Source organism: Rhodoblastus sphagnicola, assembly GCF_002937075.1.
GTDB classification, from domain to species: domain Bacteria; phylum Pseudomonadota; class Alphaproteobacteria; order Rhizobiales; family Beijerinckiaceae; genus Rhodoblastus; species Rhodoblastus sphagnicola.
The window spans coordinates 1-24,587 of record NZ_NHSJ01000125.1; the positions used below are offsets into that span (position 1 = coordinate 1).

The window sequence follows — 24,587 nt, forward strand, 5'->3', positions numbered from 1 at the left end:
ATAAATTCATGCCTGGCGCTGAGACATTGGCGCAACAGCGGTGTGGAATCTCCAAAAAGTGAAGTTTTGGCGGCGACGCGGCGCGACGTGGCGCGCCGTCAATGATAGGTTCACCTCCAATCCCTATCATGTTCGCGCGCGGCCTTCCCGCGCGCATTCCAGGTTTGTCGAAGCCATGACGCCCGCTCGTTCGCGCACACTCGCCTTCATTTTCAGCCTTCCGTTGCTCGCCACCGCCGCGCCGGCGCAGGCCGGTTTCTGGGAGGAACTTTTCGGCGTTCGGGAAAAGCCCGCCGCCGCCGTCGCGCCCTCCGACCCCGTCACGCATGCGCCGCCGCCCAAGCACGCCAACAAGGGCGCGGCGCGCGGCGAAAGGCATGGCAAGACCCAGATCGAGGCCAATCTGGCGCTCAAGGCCGCGCAGGCCGGCAAGGACCCGGCCATGCTGGCGCTCCAGGACAATACGCTGCGGCGCGGCGACGTGGTTTCCGGCCCCAGCGGCCTGATGGTCTATATGGGCGGCGACCCCGAGCACCCCAGCGCGGCCCGATTCGTTCCGGCCAACGACCCCAATCTGGCCAAAGGGCTGCGCGAAACCCTGCAAGGCCTGAAGCGCCCGGCCGCGACGGCGGCGCCGGATGCGAAAACCGCGACGCGCGCCGCTCCGGCGCCCTCGGCGCAACCGGTCTCGATCGAGCGCGACGGCAAGGTGGTGCGGGTGGTCGGCTCCTATCAAGGCGAACAATGAGTTTTTTTTCGGCGGGCTTTCTCCATTCAGCTTGGATTAAGCCAAAATAGCGACAATTTCCGGTGTGAAAGAGGATCATCTCTTTCGGAGCCGTCCGATGTACGATCTCGTCCGCCTGCCTCAAGCCCTCCAGAAAACCAATCGCGACGAAAGGCCCAACTGGAAGAAGGCCGCCATCCCCGCCGGCGCCGCCCTGCTGCTCGTCGCCCTCGGCTGGGGGGCCGGCGCGAAGATCGACTCTTTGCGCGGCCCGTCGCCGGAGCAGATCGCGGCGCAGGCCGCCGCCGACAACGCGGAAAAAGCCAAAAAGGAGGTCGCCGCCCTGCGCGTGCATGTGGACGGCCTGAAAGGCAAGCTGGAGGCGCAAGTCGAGAAGGCGCGCGAGTCCGACGCCGCCGTCGCGGCCCTGCAAAAGAGCCTCGCCGAGGAAAAGGCCCAATCGCGGACCTTGCACGCCCAGGTCGAGAAGCTGGCGACGCCGCCGGCGAAGGAGACCAAACCAGCGCCGCAGCAGCAGGCCCAAGCCGCGCCGCAAGCCTTGCCGCAAACCCTGCAGCATGCCTTGCCGCAACCGCCGGCCCGCCTGATCGATCGCGCGCCCACCGCCTCGATCGGCAAGCCGCTGCCAAAACCGATGGCCAGCCCAGTCTCCTTGAAACCGCAAGCGTCCGCGCCAAAACCCTATCGCGGCTACGTTCTGCGCGACGTCAACGAAGGCCTGGCGGTGGTCGAGGGCGAGGATGGGGTGGAGGAAATCGGCCCCGGCGATGTGCTGGCCGGCGGCGCCAGGGTGCAGCGCATCGAAAGGCGCGGCGGCGGCTGGGTGGTGATGACCGACCGCGGCTTTATCGCGGCCGACGGTCGCTGGGCGGAATGACCAGCGCTTCCTCTGAATTTTGCGCCGGGCGAGGTCTGCCAATTTGATTGGCGCCACGAGCAAGTCAAACTTGCCGGCGCCAAGCAGACCATAAGGTCGCGCGTTTCCGCCTGACTTTGAGCCGCCAGACGTTCGTCGTCGCCTAGCCGCAGGAAACGCCGGCATTGGGGGGCGGCCTTCCTTCTGACCCGGTGACTGGCAAGCCGAAAGCATAACCCCCGGGCGTTTTTCATCGCTGCGGAGCATCAATCGTCATAACCGGAGGCCCGGACCCGGCCGCCGCCTTTGCACTTTGACCGACGATAAACAATATAAGCCATGCGGGCGGCGACACGCTCGTGCAACCTCAGGACGAAACCATGGCCATGCGCCAAAAAACCTTGATTTTCACTCTGGCCGCCCTTGTCGCCCTTGGCTGTTCCGCCGACAGCTTCGCCAAATCGGGAGCTGGCGGCTCCATCGGCAGTCGCGGGACGCGCACGTTCAGCGCTCCGCCCCCAACCGCGACGGCGCCTCGCCCAGCCGCTCCGATCGAACGTTCCATGACGTCCCCGTCGCCAGGGATGGGGCAGAATGCCGGAGCGACGGGCATGAACGCCGGCGGCTTCATGTCCGGCGGTTTCGGGCGCGGCCTGCTTGGCGGCCTTGTCGGCGCCGGGTTGATCGGCATGCTGTTCGGAAGCGGGCTCAGTGGCGGGCTCGGCGGACTATCGTCGATTCTGGGCCTCGTGCTTCAGATCGGGCTGCTGTTCCTCCTGTTCAAATTCGTCATGGGCTTCCTGCGCAGGCGCCAGCCGGCGCATCAAGGCGCCGCATACGACAGCGGCGCCGCGCAAGCTCCGCGCCCCGGTCTTGGCGGTTTCGGGGGCCTTGGCGGAGGGACTGGCAGAACCGTGAAGCTCGAAATCAGTCCCGCTGATTTCAATGTTTTCGAACAGCGCCTCGGCCTCATCCAAAAAGCCTATGCCGCCGAGGACATGGCCGCTTTGCGCGCTCTGGCGACGCCTGAAATGGCCTCATATTTCGCTGCGGAGATCGAAGAGACCGCAAAAAAGGGGCAGGTCAACAAAATCTCCGACGTGACCCTTCTGCAGGGTGATCTTGCGGAAGCCTGGAGCGAGCCCGAAAGCGATTATGCGAGCGTCGCGATGCGCTTCTCGCTGATCGACACGATGGTTGATCGCGCGACCGGCAAGGTCGTCTCGGGTGATCCCGTGACGCCGGCGGTTTCGACCGAAGTCTGGACATTCGCGCGCCGTCCGGGCGGGGCGGCCACGGATTGGAAATTGTCGGCCATTCAGCAAACCTGACCTTTGCAGGGCCGCGAACCTCGCGGCCCTGTTTATCGACGAAGGCGAAGCGCTAAAGCATGATCCCAAAAAGTGGACACCGGTTTTTGGGATCATGCTCTAGTCGCGACCGCAATCGCGGCTCTGGCGGGTTTCGACATCCCCGTCGCCGTGGTGATAGCTGATCACGCTGATTTTGCAGCCTTCGTTGTCGCGATAGGTCCGCACCACCTCGCGGCGGCGCCAATCGCCTTTATCCGCGCCGGGCAGGCCCGGCCCGCCGAGGGCCGCGCCCTGGCCCACGGCGATGCCGGCGGTCAGCGCCAGGGCCGCCACGGCCGGAAACCATCTGTTCATGCCAACTCTCCTGTCGCCCGCCGCCCTGTCGGCGTCTGGCCGTTCATGTTCATCCCCTTGGAGCTTTCGCCCGGGTTGGCGCCGGTCTCGCGTGGATCGGCCCATATGTGGCGCTCGCCCGCCTTGCGCGGGAACGCGGATTTCGAAGCGATCTCGCGGAAGCCCAGGGAGTCATAAGGCGCATCCTCAATGCGGCGCGGGCTTGCCGCACATTCCACTGCATCGCATGCAGGAAGACGCGGAAGCCGGGATTTGGTTGCGGACTCGGGGGGACAATCGCCTGTTCGCGGGATTGGTTTTGTTTCGTGCGCCTCAATTTTGGCGCCGAGATGGTCGCCGAGGAAGAATCGGCTAAAATTCTTGCGGAAGGCTCCGGCGGGGCCGCGCATTGACGGCATAGGCCGCGCGCAAGGCGGGCAGGATGTCCTCGACCCGGTCGGCGATGAGATAGCGCGCCTCGTAGTCGCGGCGGATGAAGCCGGTTTCCCGCATGTGGTCGAGCAGCGCCAGCAGCGGCGCCCAGAACCCCGAGAGATCGGCGATCAGCACCGGCTTGTCGTGCCGTCCGAGTTGCACCCAGGTCAATTGCTCGACCAGTTCCTCCAGCGTGCCAATGCCGCCGGGGAAGGCGACAAAGGCGTCGGCGTTCTCGAACATCAGCCGTTTGCGCGAATGCATGTCCTCGACCACCAGCAGATCCTGCACCGCTTCGAGCATATGCTCGCGCTTGGCCAGGAATCCCGGAATGATCCCGGTGACGCGGCCGCCCGCGTCGAGCGCGGACCTCGCCACGGCGCCCATCAGGCCGAGATTGCCGCCGCCATAGACGAGGCCGATGCCGTTTTCCGCGAGAATGCGGCCAAAATGCTCCGCCGCCCGCATCAAGGACTCATCGTGGCCCGGCGAGGAGCCGCAATAGACGCAGATGTTGGCGATTCTCCCCGAACCCGTCATGCATTCCTCTTGGAGTCGGCTGTCCTGGACCCGGCTGGCCCGTCTGTATTCCTGCCGGTTCGGGTGGTCCCGGGTCAAGAACGTCCGGGCGATTTTGCACGTCGGCAAAGTGCTTTTCTGACATCTTGTGACATCGAAATTCTTTTGGGGAATGGTCATTTGACCGTTGGAAGACTAAAAGCTGCCTGACCGATGCAATCGTCCGAGACTTCCAAGAGCGTTCCATGTCCGCGCACTCCGATTCCGCCGCCCACGGCCCGACCCGCCTCGCCGATTATCGTCCGACCGATTATCTGATCGACACGGTGGAACTCGACGTCCGGCTGGACGAGACGACGCGCGTGGTGTCCCGCCTGCGCCTTCGTCCCAACCCGCTGGGCCGGGCGGGCGCGCCGCTGGCGCTCGACGGCGGCGACCTGAAACCGCTGCGCGCCGTGCTGGACAATCAACCGCTCGACCTCGCGGAGGTCGCGACCCCCGAGCGCCTGACCATAGCCGAACCGCCGCGCCGCGCCTTCACGCTGGAGATCGAAACCGAACTCGACCCCGCCGCCAACACGCGGCTGGAAGGCCTGTACCGCTCCAACAACACCTGGTGCACCCAATGCGAGGCCGAAGGCTTCAGGCGCATCACCTATTATCTCGACCGGCCCGACGTGATGGCCGTGTTCACCACGCGGATCGAGGCCTCGAAGGAAGAGGCGCCCATCCTGCTGTCGAACGGCAACCGGGTCGAGGCGGGCGAGGCCGGACCGGGGCGCCATTACGCCATCTGGCGCGATCCCCATCCCAAGCCCTGCTATCTGTTCGCGCTGATCGGCGGCGATCTCGATTCCATCCATGACGAATTCACCACCGCCTCCGGGCGCAAGGTCGATCTTGGCATCTACGTGGAAAAGGGCAAGAAGCACCGCGCCTATTACGCGATGCAAAGCCTGATCCACGCCATGCGCTGGGACGAATTCGTCTATGGCCGCGAATATGATCTCGACGTGTTCAACATTGTCGCCGTGTCCGACTTCACCATGGGCGCGATGGAGAACAAGGGCCTCAACATCTTCAACGACAAATACATCCTGGCGGTGGCGGAAACCGCGACCGACGCCGATTACGCCCGGATCGAGAGCGTCGTGGCGCATGAATATTTCCACAACTGGACCGGCAACCGCATCACCTGCCGCGACTGGTTCCAGCTCTGCCTCAAGGAAGGCCTGACCGTCTATCGCGACCAGGAATTCTCCGGCGACCAGCGCTCGCGCGCCGTGCAGCGCATCAGCGACGTGCGCGCGCTCAGGGCGGCGCAATTCCCCGAGGACGCCGGCCCGCTCGCCCATAACGTCCGCCCGGATACGTACCGCGAAATCAACAACTTTTATACCGCGACCGTCTATGAGAAGGGGGCCGAGATCGTGCGCATGCTCCGCGCCCTGATCGGCCACGACGCCTATCACGCCGGCATGGCGCTCTATTTCGAGCGCTTCGACGGCAAGGCCGCGACGATAGAAGACTTTTTGTCCTGCTTCGCCGAAGCGGCCAAGCGCGACCTCGCTTCGTTCGCGCAATGGTACGCGCAGGCCGGCACGCCGCGCCTCCATGTCAAGGGCGTCCATGACGCGAAGGCCCAGACCTACACGCTCACCCTGCGGCAGGAGACGCCGCCCACGCCCGGCCAGACCACGAAAAAGCCGCTGCCCATGCCGATCCGCATCGGCCTGATCGGCCGCGACGGCGCCGAAATTCCCATGGTCCAGGATGAACCCTGGAGTGCGCGCGAGGCAAAATTCGGCGTGTTCGAACTGCCTGGAGCCGAGCGCGCCATCGTGTTCAAGAACGTGCCGACGCCGCCGGTCGCCTCGGTCAACCGCCGCTTCTCCGCGGCGGTAATCCTCGAAATGGACCTTTCCGAGGACGACCTGCTGCTGATGATGGCCCATGACAGCGACCCCTTCAACAAATGGCAGGCGGCGCAGAGCCTCGCCACGCGACTGATGATCCGCTCCACCGCGGCCATCCGCGCCGGCGAAATGCCGGAATTTTCGGAAAAGTTCGCGGAGGCCCTGGGCCGCGCGCTGGAAGGTTACGAAGGCGACCCCGCCTTCGCCGCGCAAATGGCCGCGCTGCCCAGCGAAAACGACCTCGCCCGCGACATCGGTTGCGATGTCGATCCGGAAGCGATCTTTCTGGCGCGCAAAGCCTTGCGCGACGGCATAGGCCGGCGCCTCGGCCAACGCCTGGTGACGGTCTACGACAAGCTCCATTCCGACGCGGCCTATTCGCCCGACGCCGCCAGCGCCGGCCGGCGGGCGTTGCGCAGCGCCTGCCTCGATCTCTACGCGGCCGGCAATCACGCCGACGGCGCCGATATCGCGCTCACGCAATTCCAGCGCGCCACCAACATGACCGACAAGATGGGGGCGCTCACGGTGCTGAGCCGCCTGCCGACCCCGACACGGGAGAAGGCGCTGGACTTCTTCTTCCGCGCCCATTGCCAGGAACCGCTGATCACCGACAAATGGTTCTCGCTGCAGGCGACCATTCCCGAGCCGGACACTTTGGCGCGGGTCAAGCGGCTGACCAAGATTCATGCCTTCAACATCGCCACGCCCAACCGCGTCTATGCGCTGATCGGCGCCTTCGCCAATGGCAATCCGCTCTGCTTCAACGCCGCCAGCGGCGAAGGCTATCGGTTCGTCGCCGATCTGGCGCTGGAGATCGACCGCGTCAATCCACAGGTCGCGGCCCGCGTTCTCTCCGCCTTCCGATCCTGGCGCAATCTGGAAGTTGAGCGCCGCGCCCAGGCCGAACAGGCCCTAAAGAATGTTTCCGACGCCCCGAAACTTTCTCCAGATTTACGCGACATCGTGCAGCGCGCCCTTGCGTAAATAAGTAATATTTCCGAGGAAGCGGGGTCCACTTTTCACGTAACGTCAGTGTCCGCTTCTTCACTGTTACCCTTTTGTTTTCGTAGCGTCCTCATCTTTACGCATCGCCATTTCCCTGTCGAACCGGCAGGCAGCTCAAGCGTTGCCGCCCTGATTTCGCAAGTTTACTGAAAATTTACTCTGGACAAATTTGCGCCTTAGGATTCTCATAAGACTGATTCGGAAGCAGCGTTGGTCGCTTCGATTCAGCCCAAAATTCAGAAACCGACCCCCCTGACGGGAGAGCCATGCATGGCGCGTGCGAACGCGGCAGACTCGTCCTTTTGCCTGGACACGACACCCTCCGGATTGCTCTTCGCCATTGGCTCGGAGGGCGAGCGTCCGGCTGCGCCCGTCGCGGCCGTGGACACGCCTCCGCCCCGGCCAGGGCCGCCCGCGCAGCGCCGGCCGTCGCTGTTCGACTCCGCGCGTCTGGAGTCCAGGCTGCGCGTCCTGGTTCCCGTCGCGGCCAGTCTGTTCCTGCTGCTGCTGCTCGGCCTCGCCCTCGACGCGACGCTCCAGTCCTATTACCAGGTCGAACCGGAGGCCCTGTCCGAACTCGAAGCCATCGGCCAACTCGCCGCCGACGATGTCCAGGCCGCCCTGCGCGACGCCGCCCCCGGCGCGCCGGCGACCGTCCTGCTCGATTCCACCCGTCGCCACATCGTCGCCCGCGGGCGCTCCGTCCTGCTGACTGACCGCGCCGGCCAGATCGTCGCGACTCTGCCCCAAGGTGGGATCGGCGCGGGACAACTCGCCGACCGCCTCGGCGGCGCGCCGCCCACCGTCCTCGGCGAAAAGGCCGGCGCCATGCGCGTCACCGCGCCGAACGGCGCGGTGATGCTGGCCGCCGTGCGCAATCTCGACGGCCCCTTCGGCCAGATCGCCGTCGTTCAGCCGATCGACCACGCCTTCGCCGAATGGCGCGCCGCCGCCTGCCGCACCGTTCTCCTGCTGCTCGCCACCGCCGCGATGCTGGGCCTGCTGGCCTTCGCCTTCGCCACCCAGGCCCGCCGCGCCGCCCAGGCCGAAACCGAGCGCGCCCGCATCCGCGCCCGCATCGACGCGGCGCTCGACCGCGGCCGCTGCGGCCTGTGGGACTGGAATCTCGCGACCGGCCGCATCCACTGGTCGCAGTCGATGTACGACCTGCTGGGCATGCCGGCGCGGCCCGAATTCCTCTCCTTTGGCGAAATTCGCGCCCTGCTCCACCCGGAGGACGGCGATCTCGCCGAAATCGCGGAAAAACTCACCGCCGGACAGCTCAAAACCGTCGATCACGCCTTCCGCATGCGCGACGCGCAAGGGTCGTTCGTCTGGCTGCGCGCCCGCGCCCAGGTGATCCGCGACGCCGGCGACGGCCAGCCGCATCTGGTGGGGATCGCGATCGACATTTCCGAGCAGCAACGCCTCGCCGAACACAGCGCCGCCGCCGACCGCCGTCTGCGCGACGCCGTCGAGACCATTTCCGCCGCCTTCGTGCTGTGGGACGAGCACAACCGGCTGGTGCTGTGCAATTCGAAGTTCCAGCGCCTGCACGGCCTCAGCGACGCCAGCATCGCCACCGGGGCGTCCTATGCGCAGGTGATGGCGCAGTCGCAGCCGCTGGTCGAATCCAGCGAAACCGTCCGCGACGCCGACGGCGGCGGCCGGGTCTACGAGGCGCGCCTCGCCGACGGCCGCTGGATGCAGATCAACGAGCGCCGCACCAAGGACGGCGGCTATGTCTCCGTCGGGGCCGACATTTCCGACCTCAAGCGCCACGAGCAGGGCCTGCTCGACGGCGAGCGCAAGCTGATGGCCACCATCGCCGACCTGCGCAAGTCCCGGCAGACCCTGGAGTTGCAGGCCCAACAGCTCGCCGAACTGGCCGAGCGCTATCTCGAACAGAAAGCCGTGGCCGAGGCCGCCAATCGCGCCAAGAGCGATTTCCTCGCCAACATGAGCCATGAGCTGCGCACGCCGCTCACCCACATCATCGGCTTCGCCGAAATGATGGAAAACCAGATTTTTGGCGAGATTGGCCACGACCGCTATCTCAGCTATGCCGGCGATATCAGAAAATCCGGCGAATATCTGCGCGCCGTGATCGGCGACGTGCTGGAAATGTCGCGGTTGGAGGCCGGACAGGTGACGGTGGCCGCGCGCGAAATCGATCTTGCCCACGCGCTCGACCAGGCCGCCGCCGATTTCCAGGCCGCCGCCGACGCCAAGCAGGTCACGCTGACGCTCGATGCGCCGCGCGACGAAATGGCCTTCGCCGACGCCGGGGCGCTGGCGAAAATCCTGGACACCCTGCTCAAGAACGCGCTGAAATTCACGCCCCAGGGCGGCAGCGTCGTTTTACGCGCGCGGGCCGAAGGGGCGGGCTGCGAAATCACGGTGGAAGACACCGGCTGCGGCATGAGTCCGGAAGAAATCAAGCAGGTGTGCCGTCCGTTCGAGCAGAAATCGCCGCTGATGGTCGATGGCATGAAGGGACCGGGCCTCGGCCTTTCGATCGCCCGCTCGCTGGTGGAGTTGCACGGCGGCCGGTTGCGGATCGAGTCCGCGCCGGGCCAAGGGGCGCGCGTGCGCTTCACCCTGCCCGGCTCCCACGACGCCAGCGCCAACAAGATCGCGCTGACCACGGCGGCGTGACACGCGCCTCAACCCCGCGCGTAAACCGTCTCCATGTGTTCGGCGAGCGCCAGATCCTTGTCCGTCACCCCGCCGGAATCGTGGGTGGTGAGTTCGACCCAGATTTTATTGTAGATATTCTTCCACTCCGGGTGATGGTCGACGCGCTCGCAATAGAGCCCAACCTCGACCATAAAGGCCAGCGCTGGCGCAAAGCCCGAAAATTGAAAGCACTTGGCCCTTCTCTTGTCGTCGCCGCTCCATCCATCCGGAAATTGCATCGCCGTCCTCCCCTTTGCGAGACGCCCCGCCTCAGGCTAAAAGGCGTCAGCCCTGATGTGGGCAGCCTCACCGGAATCGTCCATGCGTCTGACACTGTCTCTTGCCCTTTTTCTCCTCGCCGCCCCCGCCTGCGCCGAAGGGGCGCGGGGCCTCGTCAACGAGACCGCCGTCACCGTCAACAATCGCTCCACGCCGGAGCTTTGCGCCGAACGCGACAATGTGGCGCTGGAGTTTGTCTCGCCTGACGTGCGGCATATGGAGGTCCAGGCGACGCACCCCTCCTATGTCGGCATGATCCGTAACGACCGCTGGGCGCCGGATTTTTCCGCCTGCAACATGCCGCACGGCGAAGGCGCCCTGCCGCGCAAGACGTTTTATGAATCCCCCACGCTCTGGCTGACCGGCCTGACCGATCCGGCCTTCTGGCGGCCGGGAACCGTGCCGATCAAGGTCGGCGACCGCGTCGAAACCGGCTTCAACTACATCCAGCTGTGGATGCTCTATCGCGAGCGCGCGGAAGAGGTTCTGGTGCTCTACCCGTCCGATGGCTACTGGCGCATCCGCCCCCTGCCGTTCGGCGAGATGCGCTGGACCGCCTATGGCTCCTCGTTCCTGATCGGCCCGGTGGAGGTGCAGGACCGCCCCATTGTCGCGCTGAAGGACATTGTGTTCGATCCCGAGAAAAAGGCGTTCACGCTCAATTTTTCGCGCGGCGGTTCGGCGGTGGTGACGCTGAAGGCGGTGGATCAGGAGCATGTCGCGCTCGACGTGAGCTATTCCGGGGCCATGCCGGAAAGACTGCCCTTCGCCGCGATGCGCTCCATGTATGTCAGCGAAGGCAATGCCGACGTCTCCTCGGTCGCCTGGCGCGAAAAAGACGGCGCCGGCTGGGGCGAGGCGCCGATCCTTCAGTGGAAGGGCGGCGCTGTCACCGAGCTTTGGGCGGGGCGCGTCACGCCGTCGCGGCACAACCAGTCCGCGCCCGACATGATTTTTTCCCACTTCCGGCCGTAAGCCAAGATGCGCCGCCTCCCCTGGATCGACGCGGCGCGCGGCGGCGCGCTGCTGGCCATGGCGGCCTATCATTTCACCTGGGACCTGGCGGCGTTCCGCTGGATCGACGGCGCGGTGACGGCGTCGCGGGATTTTCACCTGCTCGGCCATGCGATCGCCGCAAGTTTCTTGTTCCTGTCCGGTTACAGTCTCGTGCTGGCGCGGCGGGCGCGCGCGGTCGCGTTGTGGCGCGATCCACATTATTGGCGGCGTTGGGGGCAGGTCGCGGCGGCGGCCGGCGCGATCACCCTCGTGAGCTTCCAGCTTTTCCCGGATGCGCCGATTTTCTTCGGCATCCTGCATTGCATCGCGCTGTCGAGTCTTTTCGCTCTGCCCCTGGTCGAGGCGCCGGTCGCCGCGATCCTCGGCGCGGCGGCGCTGGCGCTGGCGGCGCCGGGCTTTTTCGCCGCGCCCGTGTTCGACGCCAAACTTTTCTGGTGGACGGGTCTTTCAACTTTCCAACCCGCCAGCCAGGATTATCGGCCCCTGCTGCCCTGGCTTGGCTTCCTGCTGCTGGGCGTGGCCGCCGCGCGACGCCCTCTCCCCGCGCGCGCGGAGAGGGAGCCAAACCGGCGCCTCATCGCCCCCTTCGCCTGGCTCGGCCGCCATTCGCTCGCCTTCTACCTCATCCACCAGCCCCTCCTCTATGGCGCGCTGGCCCTGATCGGCCCGCAGGCGACCGCCACCGACGAAGCCGCCTTCACGGCGCAATGCGTCGCGCAATGTTACGCCTCCGGCGCTTCCGATTCGCTGTGCGAGACCTCCTGCGCCTGTGTCGTCAGCCGCGCCAAGGCGGCGGGCCACTGGCGCGCGCTGGTCTCCGGCGCGCTCAGCGATGCGCAAAAGGCGCAAACCCATGATGACGCGGTGGCCTGCTACGCGGATTCGGCGCGGTAGCCTGATCACGAAATCGTGATCGCAAAATTCGACAATCGATGAAGCCAAAGCTGCGCTTGCCGCGTTGGAGGGACATTGGTCCCAACACCGCAGAGGAAACCTATGGAAAACGCAGCACCGAAGAAGTCGACGCGAGGCTTTGCCTCCATGGATCCCGAAAAGCAGCGGGCGATCGCGCGCAAGGGCGGCGAGGCCGTGCCGCGCGAAAAGCGCAGCTTCACCCAGAACGCCAGCCTGGCGGCGGAAGCCGGGCGCAAGGGCGGGAAGAGCGTCAATCCCGGCAATCGCAGCTTCGCCCGCGACAAGGATCTCGCCAAGAGCGCCGGCCGCAAGGGCGGACGCGCCGCCCATCCGGCCGCCGAGTAACGGCGCGCCCCGAACAGACGAGGCGACCGGCGCGCAAGAAGAATCAGAGCGGACCAACAGACCGGACTCGAGAGAGGGGCGGCCATTGGCTTGGCCGCCCCTCTCCGCCACCGGGCATGCCGGTCGCGGGCATGTGGATCGGCGCCGGGCGCCGCAACGAAAAAGGCCGGGGCAATGCCCCGGCCTTAAAAATCAGAGTTGACGATGGGGTTCAGTGCGCGACCACGCCGACGCCGTCGTCGTCATGGTCCGGGCTGTCCGCCTTGACCGCGCCCTCTTCCCAGGAAATCGGCTCGGGCATGCGCAACAGCGCGTGCCGCAGCACTTCCTCCATGCGCGAGCACGGCACGATTTCCAGATTGTTCTTCACCGAATCCGGGATGTCCACCAGATCCTTGGCGTTGTCCTCGGGGATCAGAACCTTTTTCAGCCCGCCGCGCAGCGCCGCCAGCAGCTTTTCCTTGAGGCCGCCGATCGGCAGCACCCGGCCGCGCAGCGTGATCTCGCCGGTCATGGCGATGTCGCGGCGCACGGGAATGCCGGTCATGATCGACACGATCGCCGTCGCCATGGCCACGCCCGCCGACGGGCCATCCTTCGGCGTCGCGCCTTCCGGCACGTGCACGTGGATGTCGCGCTTCTCGAACACCGGCGGCTCGATGCCGTAATCCACCGCCCGCGACCGCACATAGGAGGCGGCCGCAGAGATCGATTCCTTCATCACGTCGCGCAAATTGCCGGTGACGGTCATGCGGCCCTTGCCGGGCATCATCACGCCTTCGATGGTCAGCAACTCGCCGCCGACTTCCGTCCAGGCGAGGCCCGTGACCACGCCGATCTGGTCCTCCAGTTCCGCCTCGCCATAACGATAGCGGGGCACGCCAAGATAGGTCTCGATATTGTCCTCGTTGAAGACGATCCGGTCCTTCTTCGGCTTGGACATCAGGATTTCCTTCACGGCTTTTCGCGCCAGGTTGGAAATCTCGCGTTCCAGATTACGCACGCCCGCTTCGCGGGTGTAGCGGCGGATCATCTTGACCAGAGCGGAGTCTTCCACAATCCACTCGTCGGCGCCGAGGCCGTGCTTGGCGGTCGCGGCGGGAATCAGGTGCTTGCGCGCGATCACCGACTTCTCGTCGTCGGTGTAGCCGGCGATGCGGATGATCTCCATGCGGTCCATCAGCGGCGCCGGAATGTTCAGCGTGTTGGCCGTGGTCACGAACATCACGCTGGACAGGTCGTAATCGACTTCGAGATAGTGGTCGTTGAACGCGGCGTTCTGCTCGGGGTCGAGCACCTCCAGCAACGCCGACGACGGGTCGCCGCGGAAATCCTGGCCCATCTTGTCGATTTCGTCGAGCAGGAACAGCGGATTGCTGGTCTTCGCCTTGCGCATCGACTGGATCAGCTTGCCGGGCATGGAGCCGATATAGGTGCGGCGATGGCCGCGAATCTCGGCCTCGTCGCGCACGCCGCCGAGCGACATGCGCACGAATTCGCGCCCCGTCGCCTTGGCGATCGACTTGCCCAGCGAGGTCTTGCCGACGCCGGGCGGGCCGACCAGGCACAGGATCGGACCGGTCAGCTTGTTGGCGCGGCTTTGCACCGCCAGATATTCGACGATGCGCTCCTTGACCTTGTCGAGGCCGAAATGTTCGGCGTCGAGCAGCTCCTGGGCCGAGTTGAGATCCTTCTTGATCTTGGACTTCTTGCCCCACGGAATCGACAGCAGCCAGTCGAGATAGTTGCGCACCACCGTGGCTTCGGCCGACATCGGCGACATCTGCCGCAGCTTCTTCAACTCGGCGGTGGCCTTGTCGCGGGCTTCCTTGGAGAGCTTGGTCTTCTTGATCTTTTCTTCGAGTTCGTAGAGGTCGTCCTTGCCGTCCTCGTCGCCCAACTCCTTCTGAATGGCCTTCATCTGCTCATTCAGATAATATTCGCGCTGGGTCTTCTCCATCTGCCGCTTGACACGGGTGCGGATGCGCTTCTCGACCTGAAGGACCGAGATTTCGCTTTCCATCAGCGCCAGGCACTTCTCCAGCCGCTTCACCACCGAAGTCATTTCCAGCACGGACTGGCGGTCGCCGATCTTCACCGACAGATGCGAGGCCACCGTGTCGGCCAGCTTGGCGGGATCGTCGATCTGCGCCACGGCGGAGACCACCTCCGGCGAGACCTTCTTGTTGAGCTTGACATAGCCTTCGAATTCCGAGGCCACGGAACGGGCGAGCGCCTCCGCCTCGACCTGATCGACCTTGTCCTCAGGGGTGACAGTGGCCTCGGCCTCGTAATATTCGTCGGTGCGGACGTATTTGCCGACCTTGGCGCGCGCCACGCCTTCAACCAGCACCTTGACCGTGCCGTCGGGCAGTTTCAGCAATTGCAGCACGCTGGCCAGCACGCCGGCGGAGAACACCGCCTCGGGCTTGGGGTCGTCGTCGGCCGCGTTCATCTGGGTGGCCAGCAGGATGTGCTTGTCGGCCTTCATCACCTCTTCAAGCGCGCGGATACTTTTCTCGCGGCCGACGAACAGCGGCACGATCATGTGCGGGAAGACGACGATGTCGCGCAGGGGCAGCACCGGGAAGACCTCGGTGACGCCGGCGGGAGGCAGTTCGCGCTTGGTGGTGGTCATGGTTTCATCCTTCTGTCGCGGCGGACCGGCCCGGCGTAGCAAGGTCCGGACCGCCCACGGAACGGAGGGAACGGCCTCTTGCGAGCGCCGGCCCCCTTCCGTGCGCCGTCCGATCCTGTTCAAGGCCTCGGCGGCGTGGAGCATACCGACGGAAATGGGGCGTCGCCGCCCCAGTTTCAAGTTCGTCCAGGCTTTTTGCGCTGGCTTGAACCCAAAGCGGAGCTTTGGGTTCAAGTGTTGGATATCAGGCGCTGGCGCCGGTCTTTTCGGCGCGTTCCGCGTAGATGTAGAGCGGCTTGGCCTTGCCATCGACCACTTCCGGCCCGATCACCACCTGCTCCACGCCTTCGAGGCCCGGCAGGTCGAACATGGTGTCGAGCAGGATGCCCTCCATGATCGAACGCAGGCCGCGCGCGCCGGTCTTGCGATCGATGGCCTTGCGCGCGATCACGTTGAGGGCTTCGTCCTGGAACGACAGTTCGACATTCTCCATCTCGAACAACCGCTGGTATTGCTTGACCAGCGCGTTCTTCGGTTCGGTCAGGATGCGCTTCAGCGCGTCCTCGTCGAGATCCTCCAGCGTGGCGATCACGGGGAGACGCCCCACGAATTCCGGGATCAGGCCGAATTTCAGCAGATCCTCGGGCTCGACCTGGCGGAAGATTTCGCCGCTGCGGCGCTCGTCCGGTCCCTCGACGCGGGCCTGAAAACCGATCGAGGTCTTGTTGCCGCGATTCGAGATGATCTTGTCGAGGCCGGCGAAGGCGCCGCCGCAGATGAACAGGATGTTGGTGGTGTCCACTTGCAGGAATTCCTGCTGCGGATGCTTCCTGCCGCCCTGCGGAGGCACCGAGGCCACCGTGCCTTCCATGATCTTCAACAAGGCCTGCTGCACGCCCTCGCCCGACACGTCGCGGGTGATGGACGGGTTGTCGGACTTGCGCGAGATCTTGTCGATTTCGTCGATGTAGACGATGCCGCGCTGGGCGCGCTCGACATTGTAGTCGGACGCCTGCAACAGTTTCAGGATGATGTTTTCCACGTCCTCGCCGACATAGCCGGCTTCGGTCAGCGTGGTGGCGTCGGCCATGGTGAAGGGCACGTCGAGGATGCGAGCGAGCGTCTGCGCCAGCAAGGTCTTGCCCGAGCCGGTGGGTCCGGCCAACAGAATGTTCGACTTGGCCAGCTCGACATCGGAATGCTTGCTGGCGTGGTTCAGGCGCTTGTAGTGATTGTGCACCGCGACCGAAAGCACGCGCTTGGCCGAGAACTGGCCAATCACGTAATCGTCGAGCACCTTGCAGATCTCCTTCGGCGTGGGAATGCCGTCGCGGGTCTTGACCAGCGCCGATTTATTCTCCTCGCGGATGATGTCCATGCACAGCTCGACACATTCGTCGCAGATGAACACAGTCGGGCCTGCGATAAGCTTGCGCACCTCGTGCTGGCTCTTGCCGCAGAACGAACAGTACAGCGTGTTCTTCGAGTCGCTGGCGCCAACCTTGCTCATTCATCTCTCCTTGGCCGCCGGTTTGGGCCCGGCTGCTCTGGGGCTTTTGCGGCCACGCCGCGCCCAAAAAACCGCCGCCGGACCGACGATCAGCGCGCCCCTTCCGGCGCTCCGGGTTCATCCGCGTCGACCGGCCAGTTTAAGCCGATCGTCGCGGATGACAAGCTATGCCGTTGTTCACGGCGCGTCACGATCGCCGGCCGCGGACGGCCGGGGCCTTATTTCTTCTCGTCGGCCTTTTCGTCCGGACGCTTGCTCAGAACGCTGTCGATCAGGCCAAAATCCTTGGCTTCGTCGGCGGACATGAAGTGATCGCGGTCGAGCGTGCGCTCGATCGTCTCGTAATCCCGGCCGGTGTGATGCACATAAACGTCATTCAAGCGCTTCTTGACCTTCATTATGTCTTCAGCATGGCGAACAATATCGGAGGCTTGGCCCTGGAAGCCGCCCGAGGGCTGGTGGACCATGATCCGCGCGTTCGGCAGCGCGAAGCGCATGCCGGCCTCGCCGGCGCACAGCAGCAGCGAACCCATCGAGGCCGCCTGCCCCACGCACAGCGTGGAGACCTTGGGCTTGATGAATTGCATGGTGTCGTAGATCGCCATGCCCGCCGTGACCACGCCGCCCGGCGAGTTGATGTACATGGAGATTTCCTTCTTCGGATTGTCCGCCTCCAGAAACAGCAACTGGGCGATGATCACCGAGGCCATGCTGTCCTCGACCGGGCCGGTCAGGAACACGATGCGCTCGCGCAGCAAGCGGGAATAGATGTCGAAGCCACGCTCGCCACGCGGCGTGTTCTCGATGACCTGCGGGATGAGATACTGGCTATAAACTTCGATCGGATCGCGCATGGATCATCCTCTGAACCGTCTTGGCTGCCTCCCTTGGGCGGCAACCACATTCCCATATCGCCAACATAATGAGCTTTCGCCCGGTGGCAATGGCCGCGCCGTCAGCGCAAACCCATCATGCAAATCTGGGGCCGTTTTGCGCGCGACGCGCTCGCCCCCTGGTCCTCACGAAAACATCCAACAGATGTACCAGCTCACGCCTCAACAAACCCTAAATATTATGCTGTTTTTCAAAGGATTTGGCTTACGCAACGGCATGTCAAAACGAAACGCGCCCGCGCGTTCAGGCGCGGGCGCGTCGTCCGAAACGGGACGGGAGCCTTACGCCAGTTCGTCATCCATCGGCTTGAACAATTCTTCCTTGGACACGGTCTTTTCCGTGACCTTGGCCTTGGACAGGATGTGGTCGATCACCTTGTCCTCGAAAATCGGGGCGCGAATCTGGGCCAGAGCCTGCGGGTTCTTCTGGTAATAGTCCCACAGCATCTTTTCCTGGCCGGGGAACTGGCGGGCCTGCTCGACAATGCCGCGCGTCACCTCGTCGTCATTGACCTGGACGCCGGCCGAATCGCCGACCTCGGCCACCACCAGGCCGAGACGCACGCGGCGTTCGGCGATGCGGCGGTAATCGCCGCGCTGCGCCTCTTCCGTCGTACCCTCGTCCTCGAACGTCTTGCCGGTCGTGCGCTGCTGCGCCAGCGCCTGATTCCAGATGCCCTGGAATTCCTGCTCCAGCAAGTCCTGCGGCAGATCGAAGGCGTAGCGCTTGTCGAGCGCGTCGAGTAGGGCGCGCTTCAGCTTTTCGCGCGAGGCCTTGTCGTAATCGCCCTTGATGCGCTCGGCCACGGCTTCGCGCAGCTTTTCGGCGCTTTCGAAACCAAAGCCCTTGGCGAATTCGTCGTCAACCGCCTGTTCGGCCGGCACGGCGACGGCCGTCACCTTGACGTCGAACACGGCTTCCTTGCCGGCGAGGTTTTCCGCCGAATAATCGGCCGGGAAGGTGACGGTGACCGTGCGGTCCTCGCCGGCCTTGGCGCCGATCAACTGCTCTTCAAAGCCGGGAATGAACTGGCCCGAGCCGATCACGACATCGACGCCCTGCGCCGTGCCGCCCTCAAAAGCCTCGTCGCCGATCTTGCCGACGAAGTCGATGGTCAGCTTGTCGTCATTTTCGGCGCCGGCGCCCTCTTCGCGGGCATTATAGGGCCGGTTGCGCTCGACCAGCCGCTTGATGCTGTCCTCGATGTCGGAGGCGGGGATTTCCGCGACCAGACGCTCGATCTCGAGGTCATCGAAGGTTCCGACCTCGATGGCCGGCAGGATTTCAAAGGTGATGGAGAAGGTGAGGTCGCCGCTGGCCTCCAGAACCTTGTCCATTTCGGTCCGGTCTTCCGGGAAAGTGAACTTGGGCGCGCCGGCGAGGCGCAGCTTGTTGTCGTCGAGGATTTTCTGCTGGGCGGCGTTGACCGCCTCCTGCACGACATCGCCCATGATCGACTTGCCATAGACGCGCTTGAGGTGGGCGACCGGCACCTTGCCGGGCCGGAAACCCTTGAGCTGGACCTTGTCCTTCATGCCCGCGATCTGGGCGTCGAGCTTTTCGGCCAGTTCGCCCGCCGGGAGAACCACCTGATATTCGCGCTTCAGCCCCTGCGAGAGCGTTTCCGTAGCCTGCATCACCAAAACCTTTTTTTCACGCCCGGCGGGCCGGGGTCATCGAAACCGTGGAAGCTGCGCCGTGGTGCGGGCGGAGGGACTCGAACCCCCACGACATCAGCCACCGGAACCTAAATCCGGCGCGTCTACCAGTTCCGCCACGCCCGCGCGCTGTGCAAGGGGCGCTCTATAGCAATGCGCGCGGCGGTTCGCAGCAAAAAAATGGCGGGAACGGCTTTTCGCGCGATGACGGCGGCATTACTATCGAAATAATTATGCAAAATCCGAGGGGCGCGCCCATGACTGCGTTGCAGCTCACGGCGGTCGGAGGCTTGACCGGCGTCATCATTCCCGAGGAAATTCTGGCGCGCCCGAAGGTCGCCAAGGGGGATTCGCTTTATCTCGTCGAGGCGCCGGACGGGAGTTTCAGGCTGACGCCCCGCGACCTGTCCTTCGCACGGAAAATGGCGCTGGCGGCCTGCGCAGCCTTTTTGCGCGCCCACGCCGCGCCTCGGTAAACATCAACTCCTGGCCAGACCCGCCAGAACCTTCGGCAGCAGGTCCGGCAAATCCTCGGCGATCAGACCGGGGCCGAACAGGTTTCCCGCCTCGCCGTGCAGCCAGACCGCGCAGGCCGCAGCCTCGAAGGACGGCATGTTCTGGGCCAGCAGGCCGCCGATCAGGCCGGCCAGCACGTCGCCAGATCCCGCCGTCGCCAGCGTCGGCGGGGCGTTGGCGGCGATGGACGCGCGGCCGTCGGGGCTGGCCACCACCGTATCCGCGCCTTTCAGCACGATCACCGCGCCCACGGCCTCGGCCGCCGCGCGGGCGCGATCCAGTTTTGAAGTGAAGTCAGCGGGTTGCGCCAGACTTTCGTGGGAGGGCGCGCGCTCGCTCGGACTCACAGGCGGCGCTGTTTCGGCTTTCTTGCTGAACAGACGCGAAAATTCGCCTTCGTGCGGAGTCAGGACGACGCGGGCGGCGCTGGCCTTGATCCGTTGCGCCAACACCTCCCAGTCCGGCGCGAAGGCGGTGAGGGCGTCGGCGTCCAGCACCAGGGCGAGCGGGCGGTCTTCTTCCGCCGCGGCCAGCAAGACCTCGGCGATCTCAACCGTTTTCCGCCCCGTCCCGAACGCCGGCCCGAACACGCAGACGGAAAAACGGCGGTCGGCCAGCAGGTCGCGCCAGTCGTCGGCGCTATCGGCGGCGCGCAGCATGATGGCGGTGAGATGGGCGGCGTTGACGGCCAGGGCCTCGGTCGGGCTGACCAGGGTGACGAGGCCGGCGCCGGCGCGCAGGCCGGCGCGCGCCGCCAGTCGCGCCGCGCCGGTGCGCGTCATCGGCCCGGAGGCGACCAGCAGATGGCCGCGCGCATATTTGTGGCCCTCGATTTGCAGCCTGGGCAGGTGTTCGCGCCACAGCGACGGCAGGTTGAGAAAGGTTTTGGGCGCGATGTCCGTGAGAACGGCAGATTCGATGCCGATCTGGGTCAGCAGGACATCGCCGCAGGCCGCGCGGCCGGGCAGCAGCGCATGGCCGGGTTTTTGCCGAAAAAAAGTCACCGTCTTTTTTGCGCGCACGCAGGCTGACCCCATGGCGCCGGTCGCGCCGTCCACGCCCGAGGGGACGTCCACCGCCAGCACGGGGTTTCCGGCGGCGTTGATGCGCTCGACCGTCTGAAGCGCCCTGCCCTCCAGCGGGCGCGAAAAACCGGCGCCGAACAAGGCGTCGATCACGAGGTCGGCGACGCCTAAGTCGATCTCCTCGACGGCGCGGGTTTCGCCCGGCCAGTCTTGAAAGGCCTGTTTGGCGTCGCCGCGCAAAAAACGCGGGTCGCCCAGCGCGCCGACCGCCACCTGCAAACCGGCTTCGCGCAAAAAACGGGCCGCGACATAGCCGTCGCCGCCATTGTTGCCGGGGCCGCAGAAAATGGCGATTTTGTCGCCGCCGGTTTCGCGGAGCAGGTCCAAAGCCGCGTCGGCGACGTTTTGTCCCGCCTTGAGCATGAGGGCGTAGCCGGGAACGCCGCCCGCTATGGTCAGGGCGTCGGCGCGGCCCATTTCGCTGGGCGTCAGCAGTTCGATCGGAGGGTCTGGCGGCGTCGGCATGGCCGGAAGTCTGGGCCGTCGCTTCAGGAAATGCAATTGCGGCGACGCCGCTTTTCGGCTCCTTGTTGGCGCATGACCTAGTCCAAAAACCGGCTTTCCCTTTTTGGGATCATGCTCTAAGGCCGAACACAAACAAGGGAGATTTTCATGACCGTAAAAAGCCCGCGCAATTTCTTCAAGCCGCTCGCCATCGGCGCGCCGGAGCCGTTTCGCGAACTGCCGGTGCGGGTCGAGCGCATGATCCATTTCGTGCCGCCGCATCTGGAAAAAGTGCGGGCCAAGATCGGCGACATGATCCCGACCATGGACGTCATTCTCGGAAATCTCGAGGACGCCATTCCGGCGGACGCCAAGGAAGCCGCGCGCAAAGGTTTCATCGAGATGGCGCGCGCGCATGACTATGGCTCGACCGGGCTGTGGACCCGCGTCAACTGCCTGAACTCGCCCTGGCTGCTCGACGACGTCACCGAAATCGTCGGGGCGGTGGGCGACAAGCTTGACGTGATCATGCTGCCCAAGGTCGAAGGCCCCTGGGACATTCATTATCTCGACCAGTTGCTGGCCCAGCTTGAGGCCCGCCACGGCGTGAAAAAGCCGATCCTGATCCATGCCTTGCTCGAAACCGCCGAGGGCGTGAAGAACGTCGAGGACATCGCGCTGGCCTCGCCGCGCATGCATGGCATGAGCCTGGGTCCGGCCGATCTCGCGGCCTCGCGCGCCATGAAGACGACGCGGGTCGGCGGCGGCCATCCCGAATACAAGGTGCTGGCCGATCCCGAGGGCTCCGCGCCATTGTCGGCGTCAGGACCGTCCGGCGCGACCTCCGGCGCGCCGGCTCGCGCTATCTACCAGCAGGATCTCTGGCATTATACCGTCGCGAAGATGGTGGACGCCTGCGCCTCGGCCGGGATCAAGAGTTTTTACGGGCCGTTCGGCGACATCGCCGATCTCGCCGCCTGCGAGGCGCAGTTCCGCAACGCTTTTCTGATGGGCTGCGCCGGCGCGTGGTCGCTGCATCCCAACCAGGTGGCCATCGCCAAAAAGGTGTTTTCGCCCGATCCGAAGGAAGTGGCTTTCGCGAAAAAGATTCTCGAGGCCATGCCCGACGGCTCCGGCGTCGCCATGATCGACGGCAAGATGCAGGACGACGCCACCTGGAAACAGGCCAAGGTGATGGTGGATTGCGCCCGGCAGGTCGCCGCCAAGGATCCGGAATTCGCTCAGCTCTACGGGTTTTGAGTTTTACGCGCGCCAACTTCCGGCGCCCTTGGCGCCGGGAGGCTTTTGCCCAGACTATCAGCGCATTGACACAGTTCAGCCTGGGTTTAAGATTTCGTCCTCGGCTATGGGATGGCTCGGACGGGCGCAGCGATGAAACCCAGGGCGGCGAAGTTCTGTATCGGCGAGGTTGTGAAGCACCGCAAATATCCGTTTCGCGGCGTGATCTTCGACATCGACCCGGTGTTCGGCAACAGCGAGGAATGGTGGCTGTCGATCCCCGAGGATGTGCGCCCGGCCAAGGATCAGCCGTTCTATCATCTCTATGCCGAAAACGCGGACACCGAATATACCGCCTATGTCTCGGAGCAGAATCTCGTACCCGACGACAATGACACGCCGCTGCGCAATCCGCATGTGGATGTGGTGTTCTCCCGCGGTCCCTCAGGGCGTTACGTCAAACGCGGCAATATGTTAAACTGAACAGCCCCCCGCAAGCTTGACTTGCGACAGTTGTGGCGCATTCGCAAAGAAGTTCCTCCCGGCACGTTCTCACGGAGCCGACCATGAGCATTTTTTCAACCACTGGCGCCAGCACCACCACCTCCCAATTGCATCAGTGGCGTCAGTACCAGACCAACAAGGCCGTCCGGGCCAAGGCGGCCGGGTTCAACGAACTCGCGCCCGGCGTCCCGGACATGCCGGAAGATGTCCCAGAGTCGCCGCCGACCGGAACGGTCGGGACCAGCGAAGGCGTGACGTCGGAAACCTCCGACACGGAGTCCGCTGCGGCGACCGCAGCGGCGGCGGCGGCTTCCCTTCGGGACGAATTGTTCAGCTTGCTGAACGCCGCAGCCGGAAGCGGGACGGCGACGCCCGCCTCGGAAAGTCAGGCAAGCCCGGATCGCCCTGATCCGGGCGGCGCTGGAGCAGGTCAGGCGCTTTTAGTCGGATGAGTCCTCATCCCGATTGATCGCGCGCGCGCCGACAGGTCGAACTCATTTTGGCAAGCAGCGTTCAAGGTGATCATCGCCAGAATCCTTTTCCAAAAAACCGGACCCTTTCCGAAGGCAAGATCAAGCTAGGGCAAAATCGTTAACACCAGATTAAACCTGAGATCAGCGCCAAAAATTCGCGAGACGAGATGAATGGCGACAAGCTGACGTTAACTTTCTCCAGTTCTATTAAGAATTAAATAACCAATATATGTTTTTCCGCGCCCTATACGTTCACTGTCAAACCATCCCTGTTGGTTAGCAGGCTGCCAGCGCGGACACCCCGTCCCTATAGAGTGGGCCGCGCGCCAGATATACCGGCGGAGATCGGCGGAAGGCGGCAATTCGCGCGGTCGGGAATGATCGGCGTTCCACCGAATGGAAGGTCCAATAATCGTCCTGTCGGGACGCGTCAGCCAAAGGCCTGTTGCGACTCGCTGTCCATTTCCTCTTCCTTCTCTCCCTTCTCTTCCCTTTCGTGCGCAAGCCTATGCAAAAATTCGAATATGGCCTGGCCGCTCATCCGTGAGGGATCAAAACCGCTTTCTTCCGCGATGACGCCGTGCCGGGCGAGATCGGACTCTTTCGCCCCGACAAAGGCCATCGACCAATGGCCAAAGCCCCGTTCGGCGACAGCCTCAAAGCCAAGAAGCGTGACATCGCTGTGACGCTCATCACGCCGCACAAGCTCATAAATTTTCTGGACGTTGGCGCGCTCGCCCTCAAGAATCTGGACGAAACAGCCGGAATTATACATCAAAGCTCCGGTGACTCCGGCCTGCGCATTCTTGCGCCGCGCCACCGACAGGATGTTCCTCACCGCTTGCTCAAAATCCTCGGACGAACGCCCGACGCGATTGCGGCTGAAATAAATGAGCCGATAGAGGCCATTGGTCATGGGACCGAACCTTGAATGACTTGGCGTGAACCCTGGCGTTTCACAATCCATGATTGCAACGGAACGATAAGTTTTCATGAACAAGAGAGCGTTCCGAGCCGATTGCGGCCGACCGGGCGGTCTCGATCCCGCTCGCCGCCGGTCCCTGTGGAGCAGGTGACCGCGTGAACCGGATCGGCGCGCATCGAACAACCCGACAGCAACAAAAAGGCCACGGCGGAGAGCCGTGGCCTTTGATCTGGCGTTGGAGCGCCGCGACAATGCGACAGCGCTTGGCCCGCTGGCGCGGACGCTTCCGCCCGCTGTTGGCCCGTGAAGGCTGGTCTTACTTGCCGGCCGGGGCGGGC

The 24,587-nt window shown here is 64.5% G+C and carries 22 protein-coding genes and 1 tRNA gene; 12 read left to right on the top strand and 11 right to left on the bottom strand.

Annotated features, from left to right (window positions below; genetic code table 11):
* Positions 1-175: 175 nt before the first annotated feature.
* From CCR94_RS20225 to CCR94_RS20235, 3 genes are all read left to right on the top strand, one after another.
* On the top strand, positions 176-748 hold the full coding sequence (locus CCR94_RS20225; protein ID WP_146090119.1) for a hypothetical protein: 573 nt from the start codon (positions 176-178) through the stop codon (positions 746-748).
* Positions 749-845: 97 nt separating this feature from the next.
* Positions 846-1,625: a hypothetical protein gene (locus tag CCR94_RS20230; protein ID WP_104509633.1), complete on the top strand. Its 780-nt coding sequence runs from the start codon at positions 846-848 to the stop codon at positions 1,623-1,625.
* A 542-nt stretch (positions 1,626-2,167) separates the two neighbouring features.
* A complete protein-coding gene (locus CCR94_RS20235; RefSeq protein ID WP_338053012.1) occupies positions 2,168-2,935 on the top strand; it encodes a Tim44 domain-containing protein in 768 nt (255 codons plus the stop codon).
* A gap of 99 nt (positions 2,936-3,034) precedes the next feature.
* Here the strand turns inward: CCR94_RS20235 and CCR94_RS20240 are convergent, their stop codons facing one another.
* From CCR94_RS20240 to CCR94_RS20245, 3 genes are read right to left on the bottom strand one after another with little or no spacing between them, the layout of a single operon-like run.
* The gene (locus CCR94_RS20240; RefSeq protein ID WP_104509635.1) at positions 3,035-3,271 is read right to left on the bottom strand and encodes a hypothetical protein; all 237 of its coding nucleotides are present in this window, start codon (positions 3,269-3,271) and stop codon (positions 3,035-3,037) included.
* The gene (locus CCR94_RS24730; protein WP_146090120.1) at positions 3,268-3,660 is read right to left on the bottom strand and encodes a hypothetical protein; all 393 of its coding nucleotides are present in this window, start codon (positions 3,658-3,660) and stop codon (positions 3,268-3,270) included. The genes CCR94_RS20240 and CCR94_RS24730 overlap by 4 nt, the downstream gene beginning before the upstream one ends.
* Positions 3,623-4,225, bottom strand: coding sequence for an LOG family protein (locus tag CCR94_RS20245; RefSeq protein ID WP_104509636.1), 603 nt, complete (start codon positions 4,223-4,225; stop codon positions 3,623-3,625). Before CCR94_RS20245 ends, CCR94_RS24730 begins: the two co-directional genes overlap by 38 nt.
* Before the next feature lie 224 nt (positions 4,226-4,449).
* Here CCR94_RS20245 and pepN point away from each other — a divergent pair, with 224 nt between their 5' ends.
* Both pepN and CCR94_RS20255 read left to right on the top strand, forming a co-directional pair.
* On the top strand, positions 4,450-7,107 hold the full coding sequence (gene pepN, locus CCR94_RS20250) for an aminopeptidase N (RefSeq protein WP_104509637.1): 2,658 nt from the start codon (positions 4,450-4,452) through the stop codon (positions 7,105-7,107).
* Between the two features lie 291 nt (positions 7,108-7,398).
* Positions 7,399-9,786 (top strand): PAS domain-containing sensor histidine kinase, encoded by a 2,388-nt coding sequence (locus CCR94_RS20255; RefSeq protein ID WP_146090121.1) that lies wholly within the window; start codon positions 7,399-7,401, stop codon positions 9,784-9,786.
* Positions 9,787-9,794: 8 nt separating this feature from the next.
* Here CCR94_RS20255 and CCR94_RS20260 read toward each other — a convergent pair whose 3' ends face one another.
* Positions 9,795-10,046, bottom strand: a complete 252-nt coding sequence (locus CCR94_RS20260; RefSeq protein ID WP_104509639.1) for a 4a-hydroxytetrahydrobiopterin dehydratase — start codon at positions 10,044-10,046, stop codon at positions 9,795-9,797.
* An 82-nt stretch (positions 10,047-10,128) separates the two neighbouring features.
* On the opposite strand from CCR94_RS20260, the gene CCR94_RS20265 reads away from it, so the two are divergent.
* From CCR94_RS20265 to CCR94_RS20275, 3 genes are all read left to right on the top strand, one after another.
* The gene (locus CCR94_RS20265) at positions 10,129-11,061 is read left to right on the top strand and encodes a hypothetical protein (RefSeq protein ID WP_104509640.1); all 933 of its coding nucleotides are present in this window, start codon (positions 10,129-10,131) and stop codon (positions 11,059-11,061) included.
* Positions 11,062-11,067: 6 nt separating this feature from the next.
* Positions 11,068-11,997: a heparan-alpha-glucosaminide N-acetyltransferase gene (locus CCR94_RS20270; protein ID WP_104509641.1), complete on the top strand. Its 930-nt coding sequence runs from the start codon at positions 11,068-11,070 to the stop codon at positions 11,995-11,997.
* Positions 11,998-12,099: 102 nt separating this feature from the next.
* Complete coding sequence (locus tag CCR94_RS20275; protein WP_244594156.1) at positions 12,100-12,363, top strand: con-10 family general stress protein; 264 nt, start codon at positions 12,100-12,102, stop codon at positions 12,361-12,363.
* Between the two features lie 211 nt (positions 12,364-12,574).
* Here CCR94_RS20275 and lon read toward each other — a convergent pair whose 3' ends face one another.
* The 5 genes from lon to CCR94_RS20300 form a co-directional block, all read right to left on the bottom strand.
* Positions 12,575-15,001, bottom strand: coding sequence for an endopeptidase La (lon, locus tag CCR94_RS20280; RefSeq protein ID WP_104509650.1), 2,427 nt, complete (start codon positions 14,999-15,001; stop codon positions 12,575-12,577).
* A gap of 244 nt (positions 15,002-15,245) precedes the next feature.
* Entirely contained in the window at positions 15,246-16,511 is a 1,266-nt protein-coding gene (gene clpX, locus CCR94_RS20285; protein ID WP_104509643.1) for an ATP-dependent Clp protease ATP-binding subunit ClpX, read from the bottom strand.
* A gap of 218 nt (positions 16,512-16,729) precedes the next feature.
* Complete coding sequence (gene clpP / locus CCR94_RS20290) at positions 16,730-17,365, bottom strand: ATP-dependent Clp endopeptidase proteolytic subunit ClpP (RefSeq protein ID WP_104509644.1); 636 nt, start codon at positions 17,363-17,365, stop codon at positions 16,730-16,732.
* A gap of 321 nt (positions 17,366-17,686) precedes the next feature.
* Positions 17,687-19,042: a trigger factor gene (tig, locus tag CCR94_RS20295; protein ID WP_104509645.1), complete on the bottom strand. Its 1,356-nt coding sequence runs from the start codon at positions 19,040-19,042 to the stop codon at positions 17,687-17,689.
* Positions 19,043-19,104: 62 nt separating this feature from the next.
* Positions 19,105-19,189 (bottom strand) — tRNA-Leu (locus CCR94_RS20300).
* A gap of 131 nt (positions 19,190-19,320) precedes the next feature.
* Between CCR94_RS20300 and CCR94_RS20305 the strand changes: the two genes are divergently transcribed.
* A complete protein-coding gene (locus tag CCR94_RS20305; protein ID WP_104509651.1) occupies positions 19,321-19,539 on the top strand; it encodes an AbrB/MazE/SpoVT family DNA-binding domain-containing protein in 219 nt (72 codons plus the stop codon).
* Between the two features lie 3 nt (positions 19,540-19,542).
* On the opposite strand, the gene CCR94_RS20310 is transcribed toward CCR94_RS20305, so the two are convergent.
* On the bottom strand, positions 19,543-21,129 hold the full coding sequence (locus CCR94_RS20310; protein ID WP_104509652.1) for an NAD(P)H-hydrate dehydratase: 1,587 nt from the start codon (positions 21,127-21,129) through the stop codon (positions 19,543-19,545).
* A 147-nt stretch (positions 21,130-21,276) separates the two neighbouring features.
* Between CCR94_RS20310 and CCR94_RS20315 the strand changes: the two genes are divergently transcribed.
* The 3 genes from CCR94_RS20315 (at position 21,277) to CCR94_RS20325 (ending at position 23,303) form a co-directional block, all read left to right on the top strand.
* The gene (locus tag CCR94_RS20315; RefSeq protein ID WP_104509646.1) at positions 21,277-22,368 is read left to right on the top strand and encodes an HpcH/HpaI aldolase/citrate lyase family protein; all 1,092 of its coding nucleotides are present in this window, start codon (positions 21,277-21,279) and stop codon (positions 22,366-22,368) included.
* Positions 22,369-22,500: 132 nt separating this feature from the next.
* Positions 22,501-22,830 carry a heat shock protein HspQ gene (hspQ, locus tag CCR94_RS20320; RefSeq protein WP_104509647.1) on the top strand — a complete coding sequence of 110 codons (330 nt, stop codon included), beginning with the start codon at positions 22,501-22,503 and terminating at the stop codon, positions 22,828-22,830.
* A gap of 83 nt (positions 22,831-22,913) precedes the next feature.
* Entirely contained in the window at positions 22,914-23,303 is a 390-nt protein-coding gene (locus tag CCR94_RS20325) for a hypothetical protein (RefSeq protein ID WP_104509648.1), read from the top strand.
* Positions 23,304-23,754: 451 nt separating this feature from the next.
* Here the strand turns inward: CCR94_RS20325 and CCR94_RS20330 are convergent, their stop codons facing one another.
* Complete coding sequence (locus CCR94_RS20330) at positions 23,755-24,318, bottom strand: BLUF domain-containing protein (protein ID WP_244594157.1); 564 nt, start codon at positions 24,316-24,318, stop codon at positions 23,755-23,757.
* Positions 24,319-24,587: the final 269 nt, after the last annotated feature.

Coding starts and splice junctions, on each gene's coding strand:
- CCR94_RS20225 (WP_146090119.1), top strand. CDS start 176: ATGACGCCCGCTCGTTCGCGCACACTCGCCTTCATTTTCAGCCTTCCG.
- CCR94_RS20230 (WP_104509633.1), top strand. CDS start 846: ATGTACGATCTCGTCCGCCTGCCTCAAGCCCTCCAGAAAACCAATCGC.
- CCR94_RS20235 (WP_338053012.1), top strand. CDS start 2,168: ATGACGTCCCCGTCGCCAGGGATGGGGCAGAATGCCGGAGCGACGGGC.
- CCR94_RS20240 (WP_104509635.1), bottom strand. CDS start 3,271: ATGAACAGATGGTTTCCGGCCGTGGCGGCCCTGGCGCTGACCGCCGGC.
- CCR94_RS24730 (WP_146090120.1), bottom strand. CDS start 3,660: ATGCGCGGCCCCGCCGGAGCCTTCCGCAAGAATTTTAGCCGATTCTTC.
- CCR94_RS20245 (WP_104509636.1), bottom strand. CDS start 4,225: ATGACGGGTTCGGGGAGAATCGCCAACATCTGCGTCTATTGCGGCTCC.
- pepN (WP_104509637.1), top strand. CDS start 4,450: ATGTCCGCGCACTCCGATTCCGCCGCCCACGGCCCGACCCGCCTCGCC.
- CCR94_RS20255 (WP_146090121.1), top strand. CDS start 7,399: ATGGCGCGTGCGAACGCGGCAGACTCGTCCTTTTGCCTGGACACGACA.
- CCR94_RS20260 (WP_104509639.1), bottom strand. CDS start 10,046: ATGCAATTTCCGGATGGATGGAGCGGCGACGACAAGAGAAGGGCCAAG.
- CCR94_RS20265 (WP_104509640.1), top strand. CDS start 10,129: ATGCGTCTGACACTGTCTCTTGCCCTTTTTCTCCTCGCCGCCCCCGCC.
- CCR94_RS20270 (WP_104509641.1), top strand. CDS start 11,068: ATGCGCCGCCTCCCCTGGATCGACGCGGCGCGCGGCGGCGCGCTGCTG.
- CCR94_RS20275 (WP_244594156.1), top strand. CDS start 12,100: ATGGAAAACGCAGCACCGAAGAAGTCGACGCGAGGCTTTGCCTCCATG.
- lon (WP_104509650.1), bottom strand. CDS start 15,001: ATGACCACCACCAAGCGCGAACTGCCTCCCGCCGGCGTCACCGAGGTC.
- clpX (WP_104509643.1), bottom strand. CDS start 16,511: ATGAGCAAGGTTGGCGCCAGCGACTCGAAGAACACGCTGTACTGTTCG.
- clpP (WP_104509644.1), bottom strand. CDS start 17,365: ATGCGCGATCCGATCGAAGTTTATAGCCAGTATCTCATCCCGCAGGTC.
- tig (WP_104509645.1), bottom strand. CDS start 19,042: ATGCAGGCTACGGAAACGCTCTCGCAGGGGCTGAAGCGCGAATATCAG.
- CCR94_RS20305 (WP_104509651.1), top strand. CDS start 19,321: ATGACTGCGTTGCAGCTCACGGCGGTCGGAGGCTTGACCGGCGTCATC.
- CCR94_RS20310 (WP_104509652.1), bottom strand. CDS start 21,129: ATGCCGACGCCGCCAGACCCTCCGATCGAACTGCTGACGCCCAGCGAA.
- CCR94_RS20315 (WP_104509646.1), top strand. CDS start 21,277: ATGACCGTAAAAAGCCCGCGCAATTTCTTCAAGCCGCTCGCCATCGGC.
- hspQ (WP_104509647.1), top strand. CDS start 22,501: ATGAAACCCAGGGCGGCGAAGTTCTGTATCGGCGAGGTTGTGAAGCAC.
- CCR94_RS20325 (WP_104509648.1), top strand. CDS start 22,914: ATGAGCATTTTTTCAACCACTGGCGCCAGCACCACCACCTCCCAATTG.
- CCR94_RS20330 (WP_244594157.1), bottom strand. CDS start 24,318: ATGAAAACTTATCGTTCCGTTGCAATCATGGATTGTGAAACGCCAGGG.